The 19567-nt window shown below is 66.4% G+C and carries 14 protein-coding genes; 4 read left to right on the top strand and 10 right to left on the bottom strand.

The annotated features are described in order from the left end of the window. Positions 1-146 precede the first annotated feature (146 nt). Positions 147-1253 carry an S-(hydroxymethyl)glutathione dehydrogenase/class III alcohol dehydrogenase gene (locus ACW170_RS08170; RefSeq protein WP_492086247.1) on the bottom strand — a complete coding sequence of 369 codons (1107 nt, stop codon included), beginning with the start codon at positions 1251-1253 and terminating at the stop codon, positions 147-149. Positions 1254-1315: 62 nt separating this feature from the next. On the opposite strand from ACW170_RS08170, the gene ACW170_RS08165 reads away from it, so the two are divergent. Then, positions 1316-2026, top strand: a complete 711-nt coding sequence (locus ACW170_RS08165) for an NAD-dependent deacylase (RefSeq protein ID WP_492086246.1) — start codon at positions 1316-1318, stop codon at positions 2024-2026. 54 nt (positions 2027-2080) lie between these two features. Here ACW170_RS08165 and ACW170_RS08160 read toward each other — a convergent pair whose 3' ends face one another. Further along, the gene (locus ACW170_RS08160; RefSeq protein WP_492086245.1) at positions 2081-2638 is read right to left on the bottom strand and encodes an OmpA family protein; all 558 of its coding nucleotides are present in this window, start codon (positions 2636-2638) and stop codon (positions 2081-2083) included. 373 nt (positions 2639-3011) lie between these two features. On the opposite strand from ACW170_RS08160, the gene ACW170_RS08155 reads away from it, so the two are divergent. Continuing rightward, positions 3012-3824, top strand: a complete 813-nt coding sequence (locus ACW170_RS08155; RefSeq protein ID WP_492086244.1) for a hypothetical protein — start codon at positions 3012-3014, stop codon at positions 3822-3824. A gap of 69 nt (positions 3825-3893) precedes the next feature. Here ACW170_RS08155 and ACW170_RS08150 read toward each other — a convergent pair whose 3' ends face one another. Further along, complete coding sequence (locus tag ACW170_RS08150; protein WP_492086243.1) at positions 3894-4097, bottom strand: hypothetical protein; 204 nt, start codon at positions 4095-4097, stop codon at positions 3894-3896. A 279-nt stretch (positions 4098-4376) separates the two neighbouring features. Between ACW170_RS08150 and ACW170_RS08145 the strand changes: the two genes are divergently transcribed. Then, the gene (locus tag ACW170_RS08145) at positions 4377-4925 is read left to right on the top strand and encodes a hypothetical protein (protein ID WP_492086242.1); all 549 of its coding nucleotides are present in this window, start codon (positions 4377-4379) and stop codon (positions 4923-4925) included. Between the two features lie 204 nt (positions 4926-5129). Here the strand turns inward: ACW170_RS08145 and ACW170_RS08140 are convergent, their stop codons facing one another. The 5 genes from ACW170_RS08140 to ACW170_RS08120 all read right to left on the bottom strand — a co-directional run bounded on the left by ACW170_RS08140 (position 5130) and on the right by ACW170_RS08120 (position 14530). After that, the gene (locus ACW170_RS08140) at positions 5130-6287 is read right to left on the bottom strand and encodes a serine hydrolase domain-containing protein (RefSeq protein ID WP_492086241.1); all 1158 of its coding nucleotides are present in this window, start codon (positions 6285-6287) and stop codon (positions 5130-5132) included. 930 nt (positions 6288-7217) lie between these two features. Next, the gene (locus ACW170_RS08135) at positions 7218-8243 is read right to left on the bottom strand and encodes an IS110 family RNA-guided transposase (protein ID WP_492086240.1); all 1026 of its coding nucleotides are present in this window, start codon (positions 8241-8243) and stop codon (positions 7218-7220) included. Positions 8244-8606: 363 nt separating this feature from the next. Continuing rightward, positions 8607-10040 carry an efflux transporter outer membrane subunit gene (locus ACW170_RS08130; protein ID WP_492086239.1) on the bottom strand — a complete coding sequence of 478 codons (1434 nt, stop codon included), beginning with the start codon at positions 10038-10040 and terminating at the stop codon, positions 8607-8609. Then, positions 10040-13318 carry an efflux RND transporter permease subunit gene (locus tag ACW170_RS08125; protein ID WP_492086238.1) on the bottom strand — a complete coding sequence of 1093 codons (3279 nt, stop codon included), beginning with the start codon at positions 13316-13318 and terminating at the stop codon, positions 10040-10042. Before ACW170_RS08125 ends, ACW170_RS08130 begins: the two co-directional genes overlap by 1 nt. A gap of 3 nt (positions 13319-13321) precedes the next feature. Continuing rightward, positions 13322-14530 (bottom strand): efflux RND transporter periplasmic adaptor subunit, encoded by a 1209-nt coding sequence (locus ACW170_RS08120; protein WP_492086237.1) that lies wholly within the window; start codon positions 14528-14530, stop codon positions 13322-13324. Between the two features lie 275 nt (positions 14531-14805). Between ACW170_RS08120 and ACW170_RS08115 the strand changes: the two genes are divergently transcribed. Further along, on the top strand, positions 14806-15270 hold the full coding sequence (locus ACW170_RS08115) for a TetR/AcrR family transcriptional regulator (protein ID WP_492086236.1): 465 nt from the start codon (positions 14806-14808) through the stop codon (positions 15268-15270). A gap of 67 nt (positions 15271-15337) precedes the next feature. On the opposite strand, the gene ACW170_RS08110 is transcribed toward ACW170_RS08115, so the two are convergent. Further along, positions 15338-16612: a sugar MFS transporter gene (locus ACW170_RS08110; RefSeq protein ID WP_492086235.1), complete on the bottom strand. Its 1275-nt coding sequence runs from the start codon at positions 16610-16612 to the stop codon at positions 15338-15340. A 291-nt stretch (positions 16613-16903) separates the two neighbouring features. Then, positions 16904-19540 (bottom strand): TonB-dependent receptor, encoded by a 2637-nt coding sequence (locus ACW170_RS08105; RefSeq protein WP_492089120.1) that lies wholly within the window; start codon positions 19538-19540, stop codon positions 16904-16906. Positions 19541-19567 lie beyond the last annotated feature (27 nt).

Here is a 19567-nt window from a genome sequence, read left to right as displayed (position 1 = left end):
CCTCCCTCTGTTTCGCCCCATCCTTAGGCGGGAGCGCGTTGTCTTGCACTAACTGAGCGCAACGCCGATCTCGGACCGCTTACGATAATCCGCCAGACGGCTCTTGAGGCAGCCCAGTGACCCTCGCCGCCGTCATTCCAGTGCTCCTAGAACACCACCACCGAACGGATGCTCTTGCCTTCGTGCATCAGGTCGAAGGCCTTGTTGATGTCCTCCAGCGGGAAGGTGTGGGTGATCATCGGGTCGATCTCGATCTTGCCGTCCATGTACCAGTCGACGATGCGCGGCGTGTCGGTGCGGCCGCGCGCGCCGCCGAAGGCGGAACCGCGCCAGACGCGCCCGGTGACCAGTTGGAACGGTCGGGTGGCGATCTCCTTGCCGGATTCAGCCACGCCGATGACGATGCTCTCGCCCCAGCCGCGATGGCAGGCTTCCAGCGCCTGGCGCATGACCACCGTGTTGCCGGTGCAGTCGAAGGTGTAGTCGGCGCCGCCGCCGGTCAGTTCGATCAGATGGGCGACCACGTCGGAGACCTCCTTCGGGTTGACGAAATGGGTCATGCCGAAGCGTCGGCCCCATTCTTCCTTGTCGGGGTTGATGTCCACGCCGACGATCATGTCGGCGCCGACCATCTTCAGCCCCTGGATGACGTTCAGGCCGATGCCGCCCAGGCCGAAGACCACGGCGTTGGCGCCCGGCTCGACCTTGGCGGTGTTGACCACGGCGCCGACGCCGGTGGTCACGCCGCAGCCCACGTAGCAGGCCTTGTCGAAGGGAGCGTCCTTACGGATCTTGGCCACCGCGATCTCGGGCAGGACGGTGTAGTTCGAGAAGGTCGAGCAGCCCATATAGTGGGCGATAGCTTGGCCCTTGTAGCTGAAGCGCGACGTGCCGTCGGGCATCAGACCCTTGCCCTGGGTGGCGCGGATCGAGGTGCAGAGGTTGGTCTTGCGCGACAGGCACGACTTACACTGGCGGCACTCGGGCGTGTACAGCGGGATGACGTGGTCGCCGACGGCGACCGAGGTCACGCCCGGTCCAACCTCGACCACCACGCCCGCGCCCTCATGGCCTAGGATCGAGGGGAAGATCCCCTCGGAGTCCAGACCGTCCAGCGTATAGGCGTCGGTGTGGCAGATGCCGGTGGCCTTGATCTCGATCAGGACCTCGCCGGCGCGCGGCCCCTCCAGATCGACCTCGACGATCTCAAGCGGACGTTTGGCTTCAAAGGCGACGGCGGCGCGGGTCTTCATGACAGGGCTCCTGAACGATTCGATCCTCTTCTAGGGCAGGCGCAGGATGGTATGAAGCCGCTATGTCACCCAGAAACCTCGTCGTCCTGACCGGCGCCGGCATATCGGCCGAGAGCGGCGTGCCCACGTTCCGGGCGGACGACGGCCTGTGGTGCGGGCACAGGGTCGAGGATGTGGCGACGCCAGAGGGCTATGCGACGGACCCGGCCCTGGTTCAGGACTTCTACAATCAGCGGCGGCGGCAGTTGGCGCAGGTGCGGCCCAATGCGGCGCATATCGCCCTGGCCGCGCTGGCGGCGCGATGGGCGGACGACTTCCTGCTGGTGACGCAGAACGTCGATGACCTGCACGACCGGGCGCACGCCGAGACCCCGCCGGCGGCGGGGTTCGAACTGATCCATATGCACGGCGAACTGCTCAAAGGCCGCTGCACCCGGTCGGGGGTTGTGATGAGCTGGCCCGGCGACATGACGGCGGACGAGGCCTCGCCGCATCATCCGCAGGGGCGGATGCGGCCGCATATCGTCTGGTTCGGGGAGACGCCGCTGGCCATGGAGAGGATCGAGCGGGCGCTTGAGGCCTGCGATCTGTTCGTCTCCATCGGCACCTCGGGCGCAGTCTATCCGGCGGCGGGGTTCGTGCAGTTGGCCCGTCACGCCGGGGCGCGGACGGTGGAGATCAATCTGGAGCCGACGCAGGGCGCCCGACTGTTCGACGAGGGGGTCTATGGCCCCGCGACCCTGGCCGTGCCCGCCTTCTTCGACGGCCTTTAGGCACGAAAACGGCGGCCGCTGCGAAACGGCCGCCGGTCTCTAGCCGTCCGCCAGTTAGGCGAGGACGACGATGGTCACGCGGCGGTTCTGCGAACGGCCTTCCGGCGTGTCGTTCGAGGCCACCGGCTGTTCCTGACCATAGGAGATGGTCGCCATCCGGTTCAGGGCGACGCCCTGACGGTTCAGGAAGCGACGCACGGCCTCGGCGCGTTGCTCACCCAGTTGGTCGTTATGTTCGGGCGTGCCGGTCGAGTCGGTATAGCCCTGGATCTCCAGATAGACGTTCTTGTTCTCGCCCTGCAGACGCTGGGCGAACTGGGCCAGGCGCTGCTCGGCTTCGGGCGACAGGGCCGCCGCGTCGGTCGGGAATTTCACGGAATCGTCCGACAGGACGACCTGATAGAGGAACTTGCCTTCCGCCAGCTTGTGCGCGTCGTTGGCGCGCTGGAGGGCCTGGCCCGCCGTGCCTTCGACGCCGGTCACCCGCGTATCGACCACCTCGACCTGATCACGCACGAAACGATGGCTGGCGCAGCCGCTGGCCGCGAAGCCGAGGGCGATGAGGGCGCCGCCGAGGACCGCCGTCCTGAGTTTCGATCTGCTCAAGTTCATGTCTCCTTCTTGCTGGGGGCGCCACGTCCAGTTCCATGCGCCAGATGAAACTGCGGTAGGCGAGAAGGCGGAGTAATGACGCGCATTGGGCGGCAAAATGTCAGCTTAGCCGTTATATGAACGCTCATTTCGTACAAATATTGCGCCCGATAGGAACCAGAGCGCGAGCCAGCACGTTGGCCCGCCAGCAGGCTACGCCGTATGGCGGCCGCTCGGATCTATCACTGATCTTTAGCAGCGGTCAGTTGTATTCGAACCCACGCCACGTTCCTGACGCGACTGGATGTTTTCAACAGCTCGTCGTGATTTTTTACAGGGGTTCGTCGCGGATGACCATGCGAACGACGTCTCACATCGCATCACGGATAGGCGATTGAGCGCCGCGGCCACGCGACGACGGGCCCTGGCCATCGCGCCGGTGCTGGTCGGGCACGCGTCCCTGGTGCTGATGATGACCGCCGTCCAGCCTGAGAAGCAGACCGTGCCGACGCCGGAACCGGCGATCCTGATCGAACTGGCCGCGCCGCCGCCCCCGCCCGCCCGCCTCCCCGCGCCCGATCCTTCACCCACGCCAGACGCCCCGGCGGCGGCGGCAGAGAGCGCCGCCCCCCGACGCGCCCCGCCCGCCGTCGCGGCGGCGCGGCCGCGAAAAATGGTGGACCGGGTTCCGCCCGAGGTGGAGCCCCTGCCCGCCGCCCCCGCGCCGCCGGGACCGCCCTTGCCGCTGCTCGCCGCAGCGCAGTTGGCGGGCGCGATGACGGTGGGCGCGGGACCAGGCGGCGGCGGAGGAAACGGGGTTGGCGGAAGCGGCGGCAGCGGAGGGACGGGATCAGGCCCCGGTTCGGGCGGCGGCTCCTGCGACATGGTGCGCTGGGTTCAGGACGCGGTGCGCGACGACGCCGCCGTGCGCCGCGCCGTCATCGCCGCCAGCCAGGAGATGAACGCCTCGGGCCGGGCCATGCTGGTGTGGAACGGCGACTGGCTGCAAAGCCGCAACCAGTCCGGCAAGGGCCTGGCCGGCGTGCGTCAGGCCATCGCCCTGGAAGTCGCCTTCGCTCCGGCAGAGTGCAAAACGCAGCAAATGACGGGCCTAGCCGTACTAAAGTTGGAAGACGGCGCCGACGGCGCCCGGATTGCGTTGGGCAAAGGCAGCTGGCGGTGGTCGGATCTGCTGGGGACTAGGTGATTTGCAGTTCTTTCGCCGGCTCCCGGCGCGCATACGTCCGACAGCAGATCCTTCGCACAAGCCGCCTCCTCACCCTCGGCGGGGCGACAGCCGCGCCGCCAGCAGATGCACGTCGTGCGCCCTCACCCGCTCGAAATTGCCCAGCCCCAGGGCCAGGGCGCGCATGACTTCGGTTTGACGCGTCTGTTCGGGATGTTCCGGCAAGGAGGCCTCCGCCCGCGCCAGCTCCGCATCCAGCTCGGCCATCATATCGGCCAGGATTCCGTCGTTCATCTGTTCCTCCTTTGCGCCGCCGACCGTCAGGCCTTAGAGCACAAGTAGAACAAATAGTGAACAGGCTGCAGCCGCTCGACTGTGGATGAACCCCGCTCTCTGTTGCGCCACACAACGGCGCCGCTTCATTGCAGCCTTGTATCAAACCGGCCTTCACCGCGACGCAAGGCTCCGCTTTCCTCGTCCGACGGACATGCTTTGCGCCTGATCAAGGCGGCCGCTGGAACTGTCCTGCAATCAGAACGCTGTGTCTGCTATCGTCACGCTTGGAATGGTCCTTTGAAATTCGCCCGTCGCCTCGTCGTCCTGCCCATCCTGACCTTGGGTCTGTCCGGCCTCGGGGCCTGCGCCTCCATGCCTGGCCTGTCGGGCGTTCAGCTGAACCGGGATCAAGCGTCGCAGGGCGGAAAGACATTCAGCGACGGCGTGGGCGAGGCGGCGACGGCGCCGCTGGACGATCTCAATCTGCGGCGACAGGAGGTCCCCGAGGTTCTGATCACCGCGCGCCGCGCTCCCTATGCGACGGCGGGTCTGCAGCGTTGCTCGGCCGTCATCGCCCAGATTGACGCCTTGGACGAGGCCCTCGGCCCCGACGTCGACCAGGAGGCGCCGGCGACCGGCACAGGCGACCAGGCCGCCAATGCCGCGCTCGACATGGTTCGCGACACCGCCACCGATTTCATCCCGCTGAGAAGCTGGGTGCGTCGCCTGTCCGGCGCGGCGGCCCATGATCGGGAGGTTCAGGCCGCGATCCGCGCCGGCTTGGTGCGCCGCGGCTTTCTCAAGGGCATCGCTCACCAGCGTCGCTGCACGCGGACGGCGAGATAGGGGTCGGTCGTAGGGGAAGTGATCGGCGTGCGGTCGACAAGGGTCCGGCAAGCGCTGGACCAGAATCCGTCATTCCGACCAACCTAAAAGGCGACAGTCCCGTCTTGGCGCCGATGTCGGCTTCCGGGCCTGACGCCCATTTCGGAAATCGACCCGTTTCAGACTTTGATCAGGTCTGTTCAGCGGCAGGTCAAGTGTCGCGCCTCAGTTCTCGATTGCCGGATCCGCGCGGATCGCCGTCATCACGCCATCGAACGGCAGGTGCTGACTGGGCGATGTATTGACAACGATCGCTACCGCCAGATCCGCGCCGGTAAAGACCGTCAGCGTGCTGGTGAAACCGTCGATCGCTCCATCATGACTCAGTTCGGGCTCCGCCGGATCGCCCGTTACGCCGATACCCAAGGCATACTGGATCGGATGAGATTCACCCTTCTCATCTTGGTAAGTTGCTTGTGACCCGTCATTTAGCCGAGCCGTTGTCAGCATTTCTCGATAGCTTTCGGGGGTCAGGACGCCGTCGTGGGTGAGAGCATTGCTCCAGATGAGCAAGTCTCCGACCGTCGAGCGTAATCCGCCTGCCGCGAAGGGGGTGGTCAGGCTCACCGTGAGGGCGTTCCGATAGCCAGGTCGCTCTACGACCAACCGATCGTAACCCGAGGCGCGGCCGGGCGCGATAGCGCCGTCGTCGTCAAGCGCTGTGTGGGTCATGCCCAACGGACCGAAAAGCCGTTCTGCCATGAACTCACGGAGCGGTTTGCCCGACACTTTCTCTACGATCGCGCCCGCCAAAGCATAGTTGGAGCTGGAATAGGCCCAACCAGTTCCGGCAGGGAACTGCCGGGCGGAGTTCAATGCCAAGACATGGGAGACCAACTCTTCCGACGTCAGGGGCAACCATTTAATGCGGTCAAAGTCTTGCCCGCCCACATAGTCGCGGAAGCCTGCGGTGTGGTTCAAAAGTTGACGGATCGTGGTCGGGTCGTCGCCTGAAATCTGCGGCAGATAAAGGCCCGCTCGATCGTCTAGCGAGAGCTTGCCGTCCTGTGCCAAAAGCAACAGCGAGACGGCCGTGAACTGTTTTGTCAGTGAGCCGACGCGGAAGACGCTGTTGGGTGTCGCGCGTGTGCCGGTTTCCAGGTTCGACATGCCATACCCACGAGCGAACACCACCCTACCGTTCCGCATCACAGCGACGGCGCCCCCGGCCGTCCATCCACTATCGACAGAAGCCCGCATGGCGAGGTCGATGGCTTCTTCTGTCGCCGGGCTCATTGTCTGAGCCATGGTTTGACTGGCGAGCAGCGCAAGCGAAGCCGCACCCGCCCACGCTCCCAATGCGATGATCACCTTCTTGAGCACGCCCACTCCTCTCGCTGCCCTGAAACGAGAACGCGGACAGTTCCAGCGGCAACATTATCCTTCGAGACCGATGGTGTGATGTCAACTCGGGTTGCTACGGGGGCAACCGTTCTGTTGGGGCGAGAGGCTGGGCCTCCACCACTAACCTCAGTTTGGCGGGTCCGCTTTTGGGCTGTGGGGCCGATGTCCGCTCTCAGCGCTGGAATCGATGTCGTGGCCCGACCCGTTGCGGACGTTGGCCGCCTGTCTCAAGATCGCGCAATGAGCAACCCGCCAAGCAAATCCGAGCGCATGGAACTACGTCGATCCCTTGGTAACCGCGAGGTGTCGGGGCCGCACGTCCCGCCATATCATCGAGGACCAGATTACCTGATCGCCCATGCATGTTTTGATTGTCGGACTTCATGGAAGCGGAATGGCGATAGAGTACAAACGTGCCCGCAGTGCCGAGGGTCACTGGCGTTGATGGGGAGAAGCTTCAAGGCCCCGCCGAAGGCTGATGAGGTTCAGTGGGAAAAGGTGCGCCGACTTTGGGATGCCGGGTTCCGTTTTTGGAGCTATCGTAGCTTCCCCGACGCGGAGCGGTATCCAGAGGGAGTGCGAGAGGTTGACGCCTTCATCCAGCGAAATCCCCATTATCCGATGAGGATTAGGGCTTAGGTCCGCTTCCCATCTGTGGACGCCCCCCTTCAGCGCAAGAGTGAATCCGAGAGTTTCTGACACGTAGTCGGATGCTGCCATCTGTCCGGCCTTTACTGCGGCGGCGTACCGTCGCTGGCCTATATGGGAGTTCGCGGATCCGGTCCAAATCACCCAAAGCGTGCTCGAGGCACGGTGGAAAGCCCTGGTTTTCCTGATCCCGTCTCGCCGACTGTTGCGCCATATGCTCCTTCGCTCATCCTACGCTTCGACGTCTCGCGTTCGTGCTGGCTAGGCCTGCACGCCCGGAGCTCGGTAGACATCGCCCTTGGCCATGAGCGCCCAGACGATGCGGGCGTTCTTGTTGGCCAATGCGACGATGATCAGCATCTTCGGCTTTCGCGCCAGCATCTGGTCGAGCCATGACCCTGCCGGCGCGCCTCGGATGGCGGCCTGTTTTATGACGGCGCTGGCACCGATGGTCAGAAGCCGTCGAAGTGTTCGCTCGCCCATTTTGGTGATCGCGCCGAGCTTTTGCTGGCCACCGGTGGATCGCTGTCGCGGCGTGAGGCCCAGCCAGGCGGCGAAGTGACGGCCGCTCTTGAAGGCTTCGTGGGAGGGAGCGAGGGCGACCAGAGCCGTCGCCGTGATCGGACCGATCCCCGGGATGGTCATCAATCGACGTGCGACCGGATCATGCCTGGCGCGCGAGGCGATCTCCGCGTCGAGCACAGCGATCTGCTGGTCGAGCGTTCGCAAGGTCGAGACCAGAACCAGCAAAATGGTGCGCGCGGCGGGCGGAAGCGCTTCGGCCGGATCCTCCACGCGAGCGATCAGGCGCTCGACGTGCGGCACGCCCTTGGGAACGATCCAGCCGTACTCAGCCAAGTGACCGCGCAGGGCGTTGATCGTCTGGGTGCGCTGACGCACCAGCAGGTCGCGGGCGCGAAAGACCACACTGCTGGCCTGCTGCTCTTCCTGCTTGAGCGGCACGAACCTCATGCTGGGCCGCTGCGCCGCCTCGCAGATCGCCTCTGCGTCGGCCATGTCATTCTTCTGACGCTTCACGAACGGCTTCACATAGACCGGCGGGATCAGCCGGACTGTATGGCCCTGGCGGGTCAGCTCTCGACCCCAATGATGGGCGCCAGCACAGGCCTCCATCGCCACGACACAGGGGGGAAGGCCCGCGAAGAACGCCAGCAAACGTCCTCGCCCCAACTTCTTGCGAAACACCACCTCGCCCGCAGCATCCGCGCCATGCGCTTGAAAGATGCTCTTGGCGAGATCCAGACCAACAGTGCTAACCTGTCCCATGGACGCCTCCTTCGAGTGTTGTTCAACACCCTCACTCTGGCACATCGATGCCGTCGGGGGGCGTCCACCCCATCACCCTTTCCCGCCAGTCAGAATGTCCGCTTCCGGGCGCCGCGACCAGGTTTGCTGTCGCTGCGGCGCGGGTGGGGGTGACGAAAGGCGTGGCCGAGACAGACGATAGTGGGGTTGGACACGTTCACCCCGTCATCCTCGGGCTTGACCCGAGGATCGGATGCGGATCGGGCAGTGCGCGCGCCGCAGACGCAATGCGGCGGCCCCTCCGGTCCTCGGGTCAAGCCCGAGGATGACGGAGTGGAATGAAAGCCCCGCCCCCTCGCCTGCGCGAGGGAGCGGAGCCTTCGATCAGCTGTCGGCCTGCCAGCCGCCGGCGAGGGCGCGGAACAGGGCGATCTGGTAGGTGGTGACCAGGGCGTCCGACTGGGCCAAGGCGGCGTCGGCGGCGGCCTGGGTGCGTTCGGCGTCGAGCACCAGCAGGAAGCTGTCGGCGCCGGCGTTGAAACGCTGACGCGACAGGTTGGCGGCGCGGGCCGCCTGGTCGCGGGCCTCGGTCAGGGCGGCGCGGCGGTCCAGTTCGTTGGCGTAGTTGCTGAGCGCCGTCTCGGTCTCCTGCAGGGCCGTCAGGACCGTCTGGTCGAAGGTCGCCAGGGCCGCGTCGGAACGGGCGTCGGCGGCCTTGATCTGGGCGCGGGCGGCGAAGACGTTGGGGAAGGACCAGCTGATCAGCGGACCGAAGCTGAAGCGGAAATTCTGGTCGTCGCCCAGTTCGCTGGAGTCCAGGGCCGTGGAGCCGATGGAGCCGCCCAGGCTGATCTGCGGGTAGAGGTTGGCTGTCGCGACGTTCACGCGGGCGGCGGCGGCGGCGAGGTTCGCCTCGGCCTGACGCACGTCGGGACGACGCGCCAGCAGGGCCGCACCGTCGCCGATCGGGATCGGCTGGCTGAGTTGCGGCGGCCGGACGCAGGCGGCGGCGGCCTGGCTGGCCTCGGCCGGGGTGCGGCCGGTCAGGGTGGCCAGGCGGAACAGGGCCTCGTTCCGCGACGCCCGCAGGGTCGGGAGGGTCGCCGCCGTCTGGGCCAGGGCCGCGCGGGCGCTGGCCACGTCCAGACCGGTGCCCGCCCCGCCGTCGAGCAGGGTCTGGGTCAGGTTGGCGGTGTTGCGCTGCAGCTCCAGCGTCCGTTCGGCCACCGCGATCTGGGCGTTGGCCGAGCAGGCGTCGGCATAGGCGCGGGTCGTCTCGGCCGCGACCGAGACCTGGACCGTGGCCAGGGCGGCCTCGGCCGCGCGGGCGTCGGCGCGGGCGGCGCGGATGGTCGATTCCACCCGGCCGAACAGATCGACCTCATAGCTGGCCGACAGACCGACGTCATAGGTGTCGATCTCGGGCGCATCCGCACCGGCGGGCAGGCCTGTGACCGTGGCGGCCGAGGCGCGGCTGCGCTGAGCCTGGGCGCTGGCGGTGGTGGTCGGGAAGCGGCCCACACGCGCCTCGGACAGGGACGCCCGAACCGCGCGCAGGTTGGCGAAGGCCGCCTCCAGCTCGTTGTTCTCGGCGAAGGCCTGACGGATCAGGCCGTCCAGCGTCGGGTCGTCGTACAGCCGCCACCAGTCGTCCCGGGCCTGAGCGGTCGAGACCGTGGTCGAGGCGGAGCCGATGAAGGCGCCCGTCCCGGCCACAGGCAGGTCGGCGGCGGGCGCCCGGGGCCCGACCGCGCAGGCGGCGAGCAAGGCGCTGGCGGCTGCGGCGGTCAGGAAGCTGAGGGTCTTGGTGCGGGTCATCAGATGTCCCCTCCCCGCCCGGTGGCCGGAGCCGGCGCATCGGGATCGGTCAGGCTGGAAGTTTGATCGTAGCGGACGGCTTCAGTCCCCGTCGATTTGGGCGTCGGCGTCGGCTTCTTGCCTTGCGGCAGTTTGGACGACATCCAACGGGTCACGACATAGAAGACCGGCGTGAAGATCAGGCCGAAGAAGGTCACCCCCAGCATGCCGGAGAAGACCGCAGTGCCCAGCGACTGGCGCATTTCGGCGCCAGGCCCGGTCGCCAGCATCAGCGGCACGACGCCGAGGATGAAGGCGAACGAGGTCATCAGGATCGGGCGCAGACGGCTGCGGGCGGCGTGCACGGCCGCGTCGAAGCGGTTCATGCCCTCCTCCTCTTCCGCCTGTTTGGCGAACTCGACGATCAGGATGGCGTTCTTGGCCGCGAGCGCGATCAGAACGACCAGGCCGATCTGGACCAGGATGTTGTTGTCCAGGCCCCGCAGGTTCACGCCGATGATGGCCGCGAGCAGACACATCGGCACGATCAGGATGACCGCCAGCGGAAGCGTGAAGGCTTCATACTGGGCCGCCAGCACCAGGAAGACGAAGACCACGGCCATCAGGAAGATCATGGTCGCGCCCGATCCGGCCGCCTTCTGCTGGTAGGCCAGCTCGGTCCACTCGTAGGAGAAGCCTTGCGGCAGAGTGCTGGTCGCCATCTGCTCCATGATGCCCAGAGCCTGGCCGGAGGAGACCCCCATGGCCGGGTTGCCCTGAAGCTCGGACGCCGGGAACAGGTTGTAGCGGACGATCCGCGACGGACCCGAGTCATTGACCAGGTTGGCCACCGAACCGATCGGCACCATGGCCCCGCTGGACGAGCGGGTCTTCAGGTTGGCGATGTCGGCGATGTCGTCGCGATACTGGGGCTCGGCCTGGGCGGTCACCCGGTAGGTGCGGCCCAGCAGGTTGAAGTCGTTGACGTAGGACGAGCCCAGATAGACGCCGAGCGTGTCGAACACCGCGCTGGGCTGAACGCCCATCATCAGCGCCTTGTCGCGATCGACGTCGGCCGAGATGCGCGGCGAGCCGGTGTTGTAGGTCGAGAAGACCTGGCTGACCTGATCCGGGGCCTGGGCGGCGGCGCCCATCATGGCGAAGGTCGCCCCCTCCAGCGCGCGGTAGCCGGCGCCCGAGGTGTCCTGGATCATCATCTTGAAGCCGTTGCCGTTGCCCAGACCCTGGACCGCCGGCGGGGCGATGACGAAGATCTGCGCGTCCTCGATCTGACCCGTGGCCTGGGTGATGGCCCCGGCCAGGGCCGCGGCCGCCTCTTCCTTGGTCCGGTCCTCGAAGGGGCTCAGACGCACGAAGATGGTGGCGGCGTTGGAGCCGAACGAGAAGCTGGCGCCGTCGAGGCCGGCGAAGGCCACGGTGCCGTCGACGCCATTGGTGTCTCGGATGATCTCGCTGGCGCGTTGCATGATCGCCTCGGTGCGATCCAGCGAGGCGCCGGCCGGCAGTTGGATGACGCCGATCAGGAAGCCCTGATCCTGCTCGGGAATGAAGCCCGAGGGCGTGTCGACCAGACGCCAGGCGGTCAGGCCCAGCAGACCGGCGTAGATGATCAGGACCAGACCGACGGTGCGCACCAGGCGCGCCGTCAGACGGCCGTAGCGATCCGACAGCCAGTCGAAGCCCTCGTTGAACTTACGCCCGGCCCAGCCGCCGTAATAGACGACCGAACCCAGGACGCCCGGCTTGCGCGCGTTCTCGTGGTCCTTCTTGTGCGGCTTCAGCAGCAGGGCGGCCATGGCCGGCGACAGGGTCAGCGACACGAACAGGGAGATGACCGAAGCCGAGGCGATGACCACCGCGAACTGGCGGTAGAAGATGCCCGGAATGCCCGGAACGAACATGGTGGGCACGAACACCGACACCAGCACCAGGCCGATGGCGATCAGGGCGCCGGAGACCTCCTGCATCGATCGATAGGCGGCCTCCTTGGGCGTCAGACCTTCGCTGATGGCCCGTTCCACGTTCTCGACCACGACGATGGCGTCATCGACGACGATGCCGACCGCGAGGACGAGGGCGAACAGGGACAGGGAGTTGATCGAATAGCCGAGGGCCAGTTGCACCGCGAAGGTGCCGACCAGGGCGACCGGGATGGCCACGATGGGGATGATGGCGGCACGCCAAGTCTGGAGGAAGACCATGACCACGATCACGACCAGGACGACGGCCTCGACCAGGGTATGCTGAACCGACTCCACCGAGGCGGCGACGAATTCGGTCGGGTTATAGGGGACGGACAGCTCCATGCCGGCGGGCAGCTCGGCCTTGACGGCCTCGACCTCGGCCAGGACGCGTTCGGCGGTGCCCAGAGCGTTGGCCCCCGGCTGCTGAACAATGGCCAGACCGACGCCGCGCTGGCCGTCGAAGAAGCCGCGGATGCCGTAATCCTGGGCGCCGAGTTCGATCCGCGCCACGTCGCGCAGATAGGTGACGCGCCCTTCGCTGTCCGTCTTGAGGACGACGTTGGAAAACTGGTCCGGACTGGTCAGACGACCCTGGACCTGGATCGGCAGCTGGAAGGCGGAAGCGTTGTTCGCGAACGGCGGCTGGCCGATCGAGCCGGCGGCGGCCTGGACGTTCTGGGCCTGAAGGGCGGCGACGATGTCGGGGCCGGTCAGGTTGCGCTCGGCCGCCTTGGCCGGGTCGATCCAGATCCGCATCGAATAGTTGCCGCCGCCGAAGACCTGGACTGCGCCCACGCCCTCGAGCCGCAGCAGCCGGTCCCGCAGCGTCGAGTTGCCGTAGTTGCCGACATAGTCGTTGCTGAGCGAGCCGTCGGGCGAGGTCAGACCCAGCACCATCAGGAAGCCGCTCTCGGCCTTGTTGACCACGACGCCGGTCTGACGGACCGCATCGGGAAGACGGGGTTCAGCCAGGGAGACGCGGTTCTGGACCAGCACCTGGGCGGCGTCGAGATCCGTGCCGGGCTGGAAGGTGACGGTGATGGCCACCGCCCCGTCCGAGGTGGACGAGGAGGTGATGTACAGCATGTCCTCGACGCCGTTCACCTCCTGCTCGATGGGAGCGGCGACGGTTTCGGCCAGGGTCTCGGCCGAGGCGCCCGGATAGGCGGCGTTGATGGTGATCGTCGGCGGCGCAATCTCCGGATACTGCGAGAGGGGCAGCAGCGGATAGGCGAAGACGCCGACGATGGTGATCACCACCGAGATCACGGCCGCGAAGATCGGCCGGTCGATGAAGAAACGGGATATGTTCATGGCTTAGTCGCCGGTGGAGAGGCTGCTGGCGAACGAACCGGTCGAAGCCGGAGCCGCCTGGGTGACCGGAGCGTCCGACGCCTGTTCGGCGACGGGGGCGATACGGCCGTTCTTGGGCGTGACCTTGGAGCCGGGCTGTGCGGCGCGCTGGAGACCGGCGATGATCACGCGGTCGGTCGGGGCCAGGCCCGACTTGATGACGCGCAGACCCTGGACGATCGGGCCCAACTGAACGGGCTTGGCCGTGACCGAACCGTCGGCGTTGACCACCGAGACGACGCGGCGCGACTGATCGGTGCCGATGGCGGTGTCCGGCACCAGCAGGGCGTCATAGGAACCGGCTCCCGCGACCTGGGCGCGACCGAACAGGCCGGGACGCAAGAAACCGTCGCCGTTCGGCACGATGGCGCGCATGCGGATGACGCCCGAAGACGTGTCCAGCGCATTGTCCGAGAAGTCCAGGCGGCCGGTGCGAGTGAAGCCGCTTTCATCCTGCAGGCGGATGCGGACCGGGGCGCCGTTGGCGGCGCCGCCGTCGCGCAGATACTTCAGCAGGACCGCTTCCGATCCGTCGAAGACGAAGTGGATCGGGCCGCCCGAGATGATGGTGGTCAGGATGTCGCCCGCCGAAGATCCGCCTGCGACCAGATTGCCTGGATCGACCCGGCGATCAGAGACGCGGCCCGAGGTCGGCGCCGTGACGCGGGTGTATTCCAGATCCAACTGGGCCGTCCGCACGGCCGCATTGGCGGCGGCGATATTGGCCACGGCCGCGTCGACCGCAGCCTTGTTGGAATCATATTCCGCCTTGGACACCGCCTGCGAGGCCAACAGGGTCTCGCTGCGGGCCAGGTTGGCTCGGGCCAGGGTCAGCTGTGACTGCATCTGGGCGACCTGGGCCTGGGCCTGGGCCAGAGCGGCCTGGGCCGGACGCGGGTCCAGGGTGAACAGCAGCTGGCCGCGCTGGACCATCTGGCCGTCGCGGAAGTGGACGGCCTGGACATAGCCGCCGACGCGGGCGCGAACGTCCACGCTTTCGACCGCTTCGAAGCGGCCCGTGAATTCGTCCCAGTCCACCACCTGCTGCTGCAACGGCGTGGCCACGGTTACGGGCGGGGCGCCGCCGGGCGCCTGGCCTTCAGCCTTGGGGGAACAACCATATAGCGCACCCGTCACCATGACGGACACGGCCGCAATCTTCAGCCCGCGCATCTGCGCAATCTCCCTGTCGGAGGTAAATCCCAGTCGTGCGGACAGAGGCCGATGGGGAGTCGGCCTTGTCAACGCGTGGTGACTTAATGCGAGGCATCGTGACGCTTGTCAACAGGCGTTGACAAAGCCATATGTGTTCTACGGTTATTGTTCTGTGGAGTTTTGTCCCCTTGTTATGTCCCGGCCCCCGCCCGAGGAACGCCGCCGCCACCCGCACGGCCATCCTTGACGCTGCACGCGAAAGATTCGCGGCCGAGAGCTATGACGACGTGGGCATGCGCGACATCGCCCGGGACGTCGGGGTCGATGCTGCCCTAATCAGTCGCTATTTCGGATCCAAGGACGATCTGTTCCTCGCGGCGCTGGACAGCTGTGGCGACGGCAGCGCCCTGATGTCCGGCGAGAAGGCCGATTTCGGCCGGCGCGTGGCGCATGAGATCGTGTTCGAACCCAAGAAGGCCGAAAAGCTGAAGGGCATGTCGATCATGCTGCGCTCCATCGGCTCGGCCAAGGCGGCGGAAATGGTGCAGTCCAGTTGCACCCAGCGCTTCTTCGGCCCCTTGGAAGACTGGCTCAGCGGCCCGGACGCCACGGTGCGGGCGCGGCTGCTGGCGGGCTTCATCATGGGTATGTCGGTCAGCCGCGAACTGGGCGGCGGCACGTTCAATATCGAGCCGGCGGAATGCGAGACGATGCGCGACCGACTGGCGCCCATTCTTCAGTCCCTGATCGACGGCTGATCCCCTGACATAAAGAAGGGCGCGGAGGTTGCCCTCCGCGCCCATTGTCTTGTCCGATGACCGGCGTTTAGTGCGACACGGTCGTCGTCACTTCCGCCTTGGCCTTTGTGCGGGCGCAGGCGATGGCGAAGACGGTCAGGCCTACATAGCCCGCCATCGGCACCAGGAAGGCCGGCTGAAGCGCGCCGGCGGCGTCGGCGATACGCGCCGCCACCTGCGGCAGCAGGGCGCCGCCGATGATGCCGAAGACCAGCAGACCCGAGGTCGCCGAGGTCGGCGCCGTGGACCGCTCCAGCGTCAGGGTGAAGATGGTCGGGAACATGATCGAGTTGAACAGGCCGATGGACAGGACCGCATAGGCCGCCGTCGGTCCGCCGATCTGGCTGACCAGCAAGCACAGGGCCGCAGCGGCGACGGTGCAGCAGGCCAGGACCACGCCGGGCGAGACCCGCGAAAGAACCCACGAGCCGATGAACCGGCCGACCATGGCGCCGCCCCAGTAGAGGGCGACCATCTTGCCCGCCGTCTCGATCGGGGCGTTCAGGATTTCGGGGCTTTCCAGGAAGTTGGTCAGCATGCCGCCGATGGCCACTTCCGAACCGACATAGAGGAAGATGGCCAGGGCGCCGAAGATCGCCCAGGGCGAGGACAGGGCCTTCAGCGGCGAGACCGCCTCGGTCGCAGCCGGCGCCGCCGCATTGATCTTCTTGCGCGCGGTGAAGATGAAGAAGGCCACCACGGCGAAGAAGGCCCCCATGCTCAGGAAGGCCATGTCGATGCTGCGCAGCGACTGGGTCCGGGTCGCGACCGTGACCACGGCGCCGGCGGCGAAGACGCCCCCCGTCAGCAGGACGTGAGAGCCCAGCCACGGACCGATCGTGGTGCCCAGCGAGTTGAAGGCCTGGGACAGGTTCAGACGGCTGGACGCGCCCTTGCGGCTGCCCAGTTCGGCGACCAGCGGATTGGCGGCCACCTGCAGCAGGGTGACGCCCGAGGCGATGACGAACAGGGCGATCAGCACGCCCGGATACCAGTCGGCGGCCGTGGCGGCCGGCACGATCAGACAGCCCGCCACCATGACGACCAGGGCGCCGATGATCGACCGGCTGTAGCCCAGCCGGCCCAGCACCGCCGCCGCCGGCAGGGACATCAGCCCATAGGCGATGAACCAGGCGAAGGTCGTCAGAAAGGCCTCGGCGTTGTTCAGATCGAACACCCGCTTCACCGCCGCGATCAGCGGATCGATCAGCGAGGTGGCGAACCCCCAGGCGAAGAAGAGCGTGGTGACATAGGCGAAGGCCAGGGTCGTACCCTGGCGCTTTGCGGCCTCTGGAGCGGACATAATTCCCCCTGCGGATATGAACTAAGGACGGCCGCGCTTTGCCCGCGCGGTTCTGGTCGCCTTGGTTCGGGCATCCCGAACGCGCCGTCCAGCGGAAAAACACCGGCTGTAACCAAACTTTGGCGCATGACATGAGCCGCGCCCTCGTGTTCGTGTTGGTAAAGCAGCCCGTTTCCCGATGTTCTCCGCCCCCACTCGCCAATCCGAAGAATAGAAAAAGGGCCGGCCGGTCGCCCGGTCGGCCCTTCGTCGTTCCACCCTGTATGCCGTGCGGCCCGGGCGGCTGGACGATCAGTATTTGACCTTCAGCGTCACACCCCAGGTGCGCGGGGCGCCCAGGTAGGCGTTGTAGGTCGCGGTGTCAGTGGCGATATTATAATAGGTGCCGTCGGCTTGCGGCGTGGTGGTGTTGGTGAAGGCGGTGCCTTGCAACGGGGCCGCGAAGCCGACCTGGGTGTATTCTTCTTCCAGCAGGTTCTGGCCCCAGATGTCGACAGTCCAGCGTTCGTCTTCGGCGCCGATGGTGATGCGGCCGTTGACGACGGTGAAGGCCTCCTGGTTCTTGTAGGGCAGCAGGTCCGAGCCTGTGTTGTATTCGGTCGAATATTTGGCCGACAGGTTGAAGCCGCCGCGCAGGCCGCCGCCCAGCGAGCGGTCGAAGGCCAGAGCGCCGGTCAGCGACCATTCCGGAGCGAACGAGGCGCGGGCGCCCGGCAGCAGGGACAGGGCCGGGAAGCGGGCCGGGTTCGACAGATCATTGGCGCCGAAGTTCCCGTATTTGGCGTCGGTGTAGGTGACGCCGCCCTGGAACGACAGGCCCTCGACCGGGGTGAACCAGACCATGTCGGCGTCGACGCCGCGCGAGGTCAGTTCGGGAATCGACTCCACCACGAAAGCGGTGCCGAGGAAGGTGTTCAGCTGGAAGTTCTCGAACTTCTGATCGAAGTAGGTGATGTTCAACAGCATGGTGCGGTCGAACAGGGTCGTCTTCAGACCCGCTTCGTAGCTGTCGACCGTCTCGGCGTCGAAGAACAGCGAGGCGTCCGGCGTCACGCCCGTCTGCACCCGGTCCATATTATAGCCGGCGCCCTTGTACCCGCGAGCGTAGGAGACATAGCCCATGATGGACGGGTTGAGCCTGTACGACGCCTTGATGGTGCCACTGACGTCGGTGTCGCTGAACTTCTCCTGGATCCGGCGATTGTCATAGAGCGGATTGGACCAGGGCAGGCAGAGCAGCCCCACCGCAGCCGCCGGGGTGCCGACGTTCACGGTTCCAGGGATGGGCGACACGGCGCGGTTAGCCGGGTTCTGGTTGGCCAGAGCACCGCCGCAGGCCGCGCCATTGGTCCCCAGATTGTCCTGCAAGCCCAGCAACCGCTTGCTGTCATAGGTGTAGCGCAGGCCCAGATTGATGTCGAAAGCCTCGGTCACCCGGTAGGTGTTGTTGGTGAAGACGGCGACCGACTCGGACTTCTGGGAATAGTGGTCTTCATAGGCCTTGCCGGGCGAGAACAGGGGCGCGCTCGCGCTCGGCGGTACAGCGCCCACGACGCAGAGCGGCGTGTTCGGGGCGGCGGCGGTCACCAGGAAGCCTTGCGGATTGGTGAAGCAGCCCAGGCGGCTTGGGCTCGGACCTCCCACCGCCGCCGGCAGGGACGCCGTCAGCAGGAATGAAACGAAGCCGTTATTGTCCGCACCGTAGGAATAGGAGTCGTCGCGATAGACGCCTTCCTTTGTGGCGAACACCCCGACCAGCCAGTCGAACTTGTCGGTCGCACCCGCCAGGCGGAACTCCTGGGTCAGGTTATCCACGCCGTACCCGTTTGAGCCGTCGTTGGCGCGATAGAGGAGGTCGGCCCCCGTATAGTCCAGATCCATGCCCTGCTGGAACGACCAGTCGCGCCACGAGGTCTGGGACGTCAGGGTGGCGTTCAGGCTGGGCAGATCGATTGTCGCCTCGGCCGAAAGCCCCATGTCCTCGATCTCTTGCGGAGTCTCGCGGTTCGAATAGGCGGTGCGGCTGAAGGGCACCGTGCCGAAGCCGGCCACAGGCGGCTGCTGGCCGGGACCGTTGGGGGCGGTCAGGGCGGCGATGAAGGCCTGGGTCGGGCCGACGCGGGTCTGGACCGCCGAGCAGCAGTATTCGTCGCGCTTGGTGTAATCGGCGATCAGGCGGATCGACACCTCGTCGCTGGGTAGGATCAGCAGCTGGCCGCGGCCGGTCCAGTAATCCTGCGTGTTGTCCTCGGTCAGGGTGCGCGGGCCGTCGCCGACGTTGACGTCATAGAAACCGTCACGCTCGCGGTGCGCCACGAAGATGCGGCCGGCGACCATGTCGCTAATCGGGCCGGTCGCCGAGACCGAGCCGCCCATGGCGCCAAAGTTGCCGGCGGTCAGTTCGGCCGAGACCGACGGATTGAACGACGGGCGTTCGGTGATGATGTTGATGACGCCGGCAGAGGTGTTCTTGCCGAACAGGGTGCCTTGCGGCCCCTTCAGCACCTCGATGCGGCTCAGTTCGCCCAGGTCGCCGAAGCCGACCGAGTTGCGCGAACGATAGACGCCGTCGATGACCACGCCGACCGAGGACTCCAGGCCGGGGTTGTCGCCGACGGTGCCGGCGCCGCGGATGCGGACCGTGGTCGAGGCTTCCGACTGGGTCGAGGTGACCGTCATGCCCGGCGTCAGGATCTGAAGATCCTTGATGTCTTGCACCCCGGCGCCGTCGAGGATTTCCTGCGACAGGGTGGTGACCACGATCGGCACGTCCTGCAGGCTCTGTTCGCGTTTCTGGGCGGTGACGATGATGTCGTCGATGGTGCTCGGCGCCTCCTGGGCGGCGGCGATTCCGGCAAAACCGAAGACGGCGGCGCCGACGACGGCGGCGGACACAGTGGTCCTGAGATAGCGGTTAGTGTGGCGCACGAGGCGTCCTCCCGGCTCTGAAGCCCG

Source organism: Brevundimonas sp. FV2ps16 (assembly GCF_058681075.1).
The sequence above is the reverse complement of the archived record's forward strand: the minus strand, read 5'-3'. Positions and strand labels throughout refer to the sequence as shown.

What these genes read in the sequence shown, in the direction of transcription:
- ACW170_RS08130 (WP_492086239.1), bottom strand. Translation starts at nt 10,040, where the DNA reads ATGACCCGCACCAAGACCCTCAGCTTCCTGACCGCCGCAGCCGCCAGC.
- ACW170_RS08150 (WP_492086243.1), bottom strand. Translation starts at nt 4,097, where the DNA reads ATGAACGACGGAATCCTGGCCGATATGATGGCCGAGCTGGATGCGGAG.
- ACW170_RS08115 (WP_492086236.1), top strand. Translation starts at nt 14,806, where the DNA reads ATGCGCGACATCGCCCGGGACGTCGGGGTCGATGCTGCCCTAATCAGT.
- ACW170_RS08120 (WP_492086237.1), bottom strand. Translation starts at nt 14,530, where the DNA reads ATGCGCGGGCTGAAGATTGCGGCCGTGTCCGTCATGGTGACGGGTGCG.
- ACW170_RS08110 (WP_492086235.1), bottom strand. Translation starts at nt 16,612, where the DNA reads ATGTCCGCTCCAGAGGCCGCAAAGCGCCAGGGTACGACCCTGGCCTTC.
- ACW170_RS08125 (WP_492086238.1), bottom strand. Translation starts at nt 13,318, where the DNA reads ATGAACATATCCCGTTTCTTCATCGACCGGCCGATCTTCGCGGCCGTG.
- ACW170_RS08170 (WP_492086247.1), bottom strand. Translation starts at nt 1,253, where the DNA reads ATGAAGACCCGCGCCGCCGTCGCCTTTGAAGCCAAACGTCCGCTTGAG.
- ACW170_RS08165 (WP_492086246.1), top strand. Translation starts at nt 1,316, where the DNA reads ATGTCACCCAGAAACCTCGTCGTCCTGACCGGCGCCGGCATATCGGCC.
- ACW170_RS08135 (WP_492086240.1), bottom strand. Translation starts at nt 8,243, where the DNA reads ATGGGACAGGTTAGCACTGTTGGTCTGGATCTCGCCAAGAGCATCTTT.
- ACW170_RS08160 (WP_492086245.1), bottom strand. Translation starts at nt 2,638, where the DNA reads ATGAACTTGAGCAGATCGAAACTCAGGACGGCGGTCCTCGGCGGCGCC.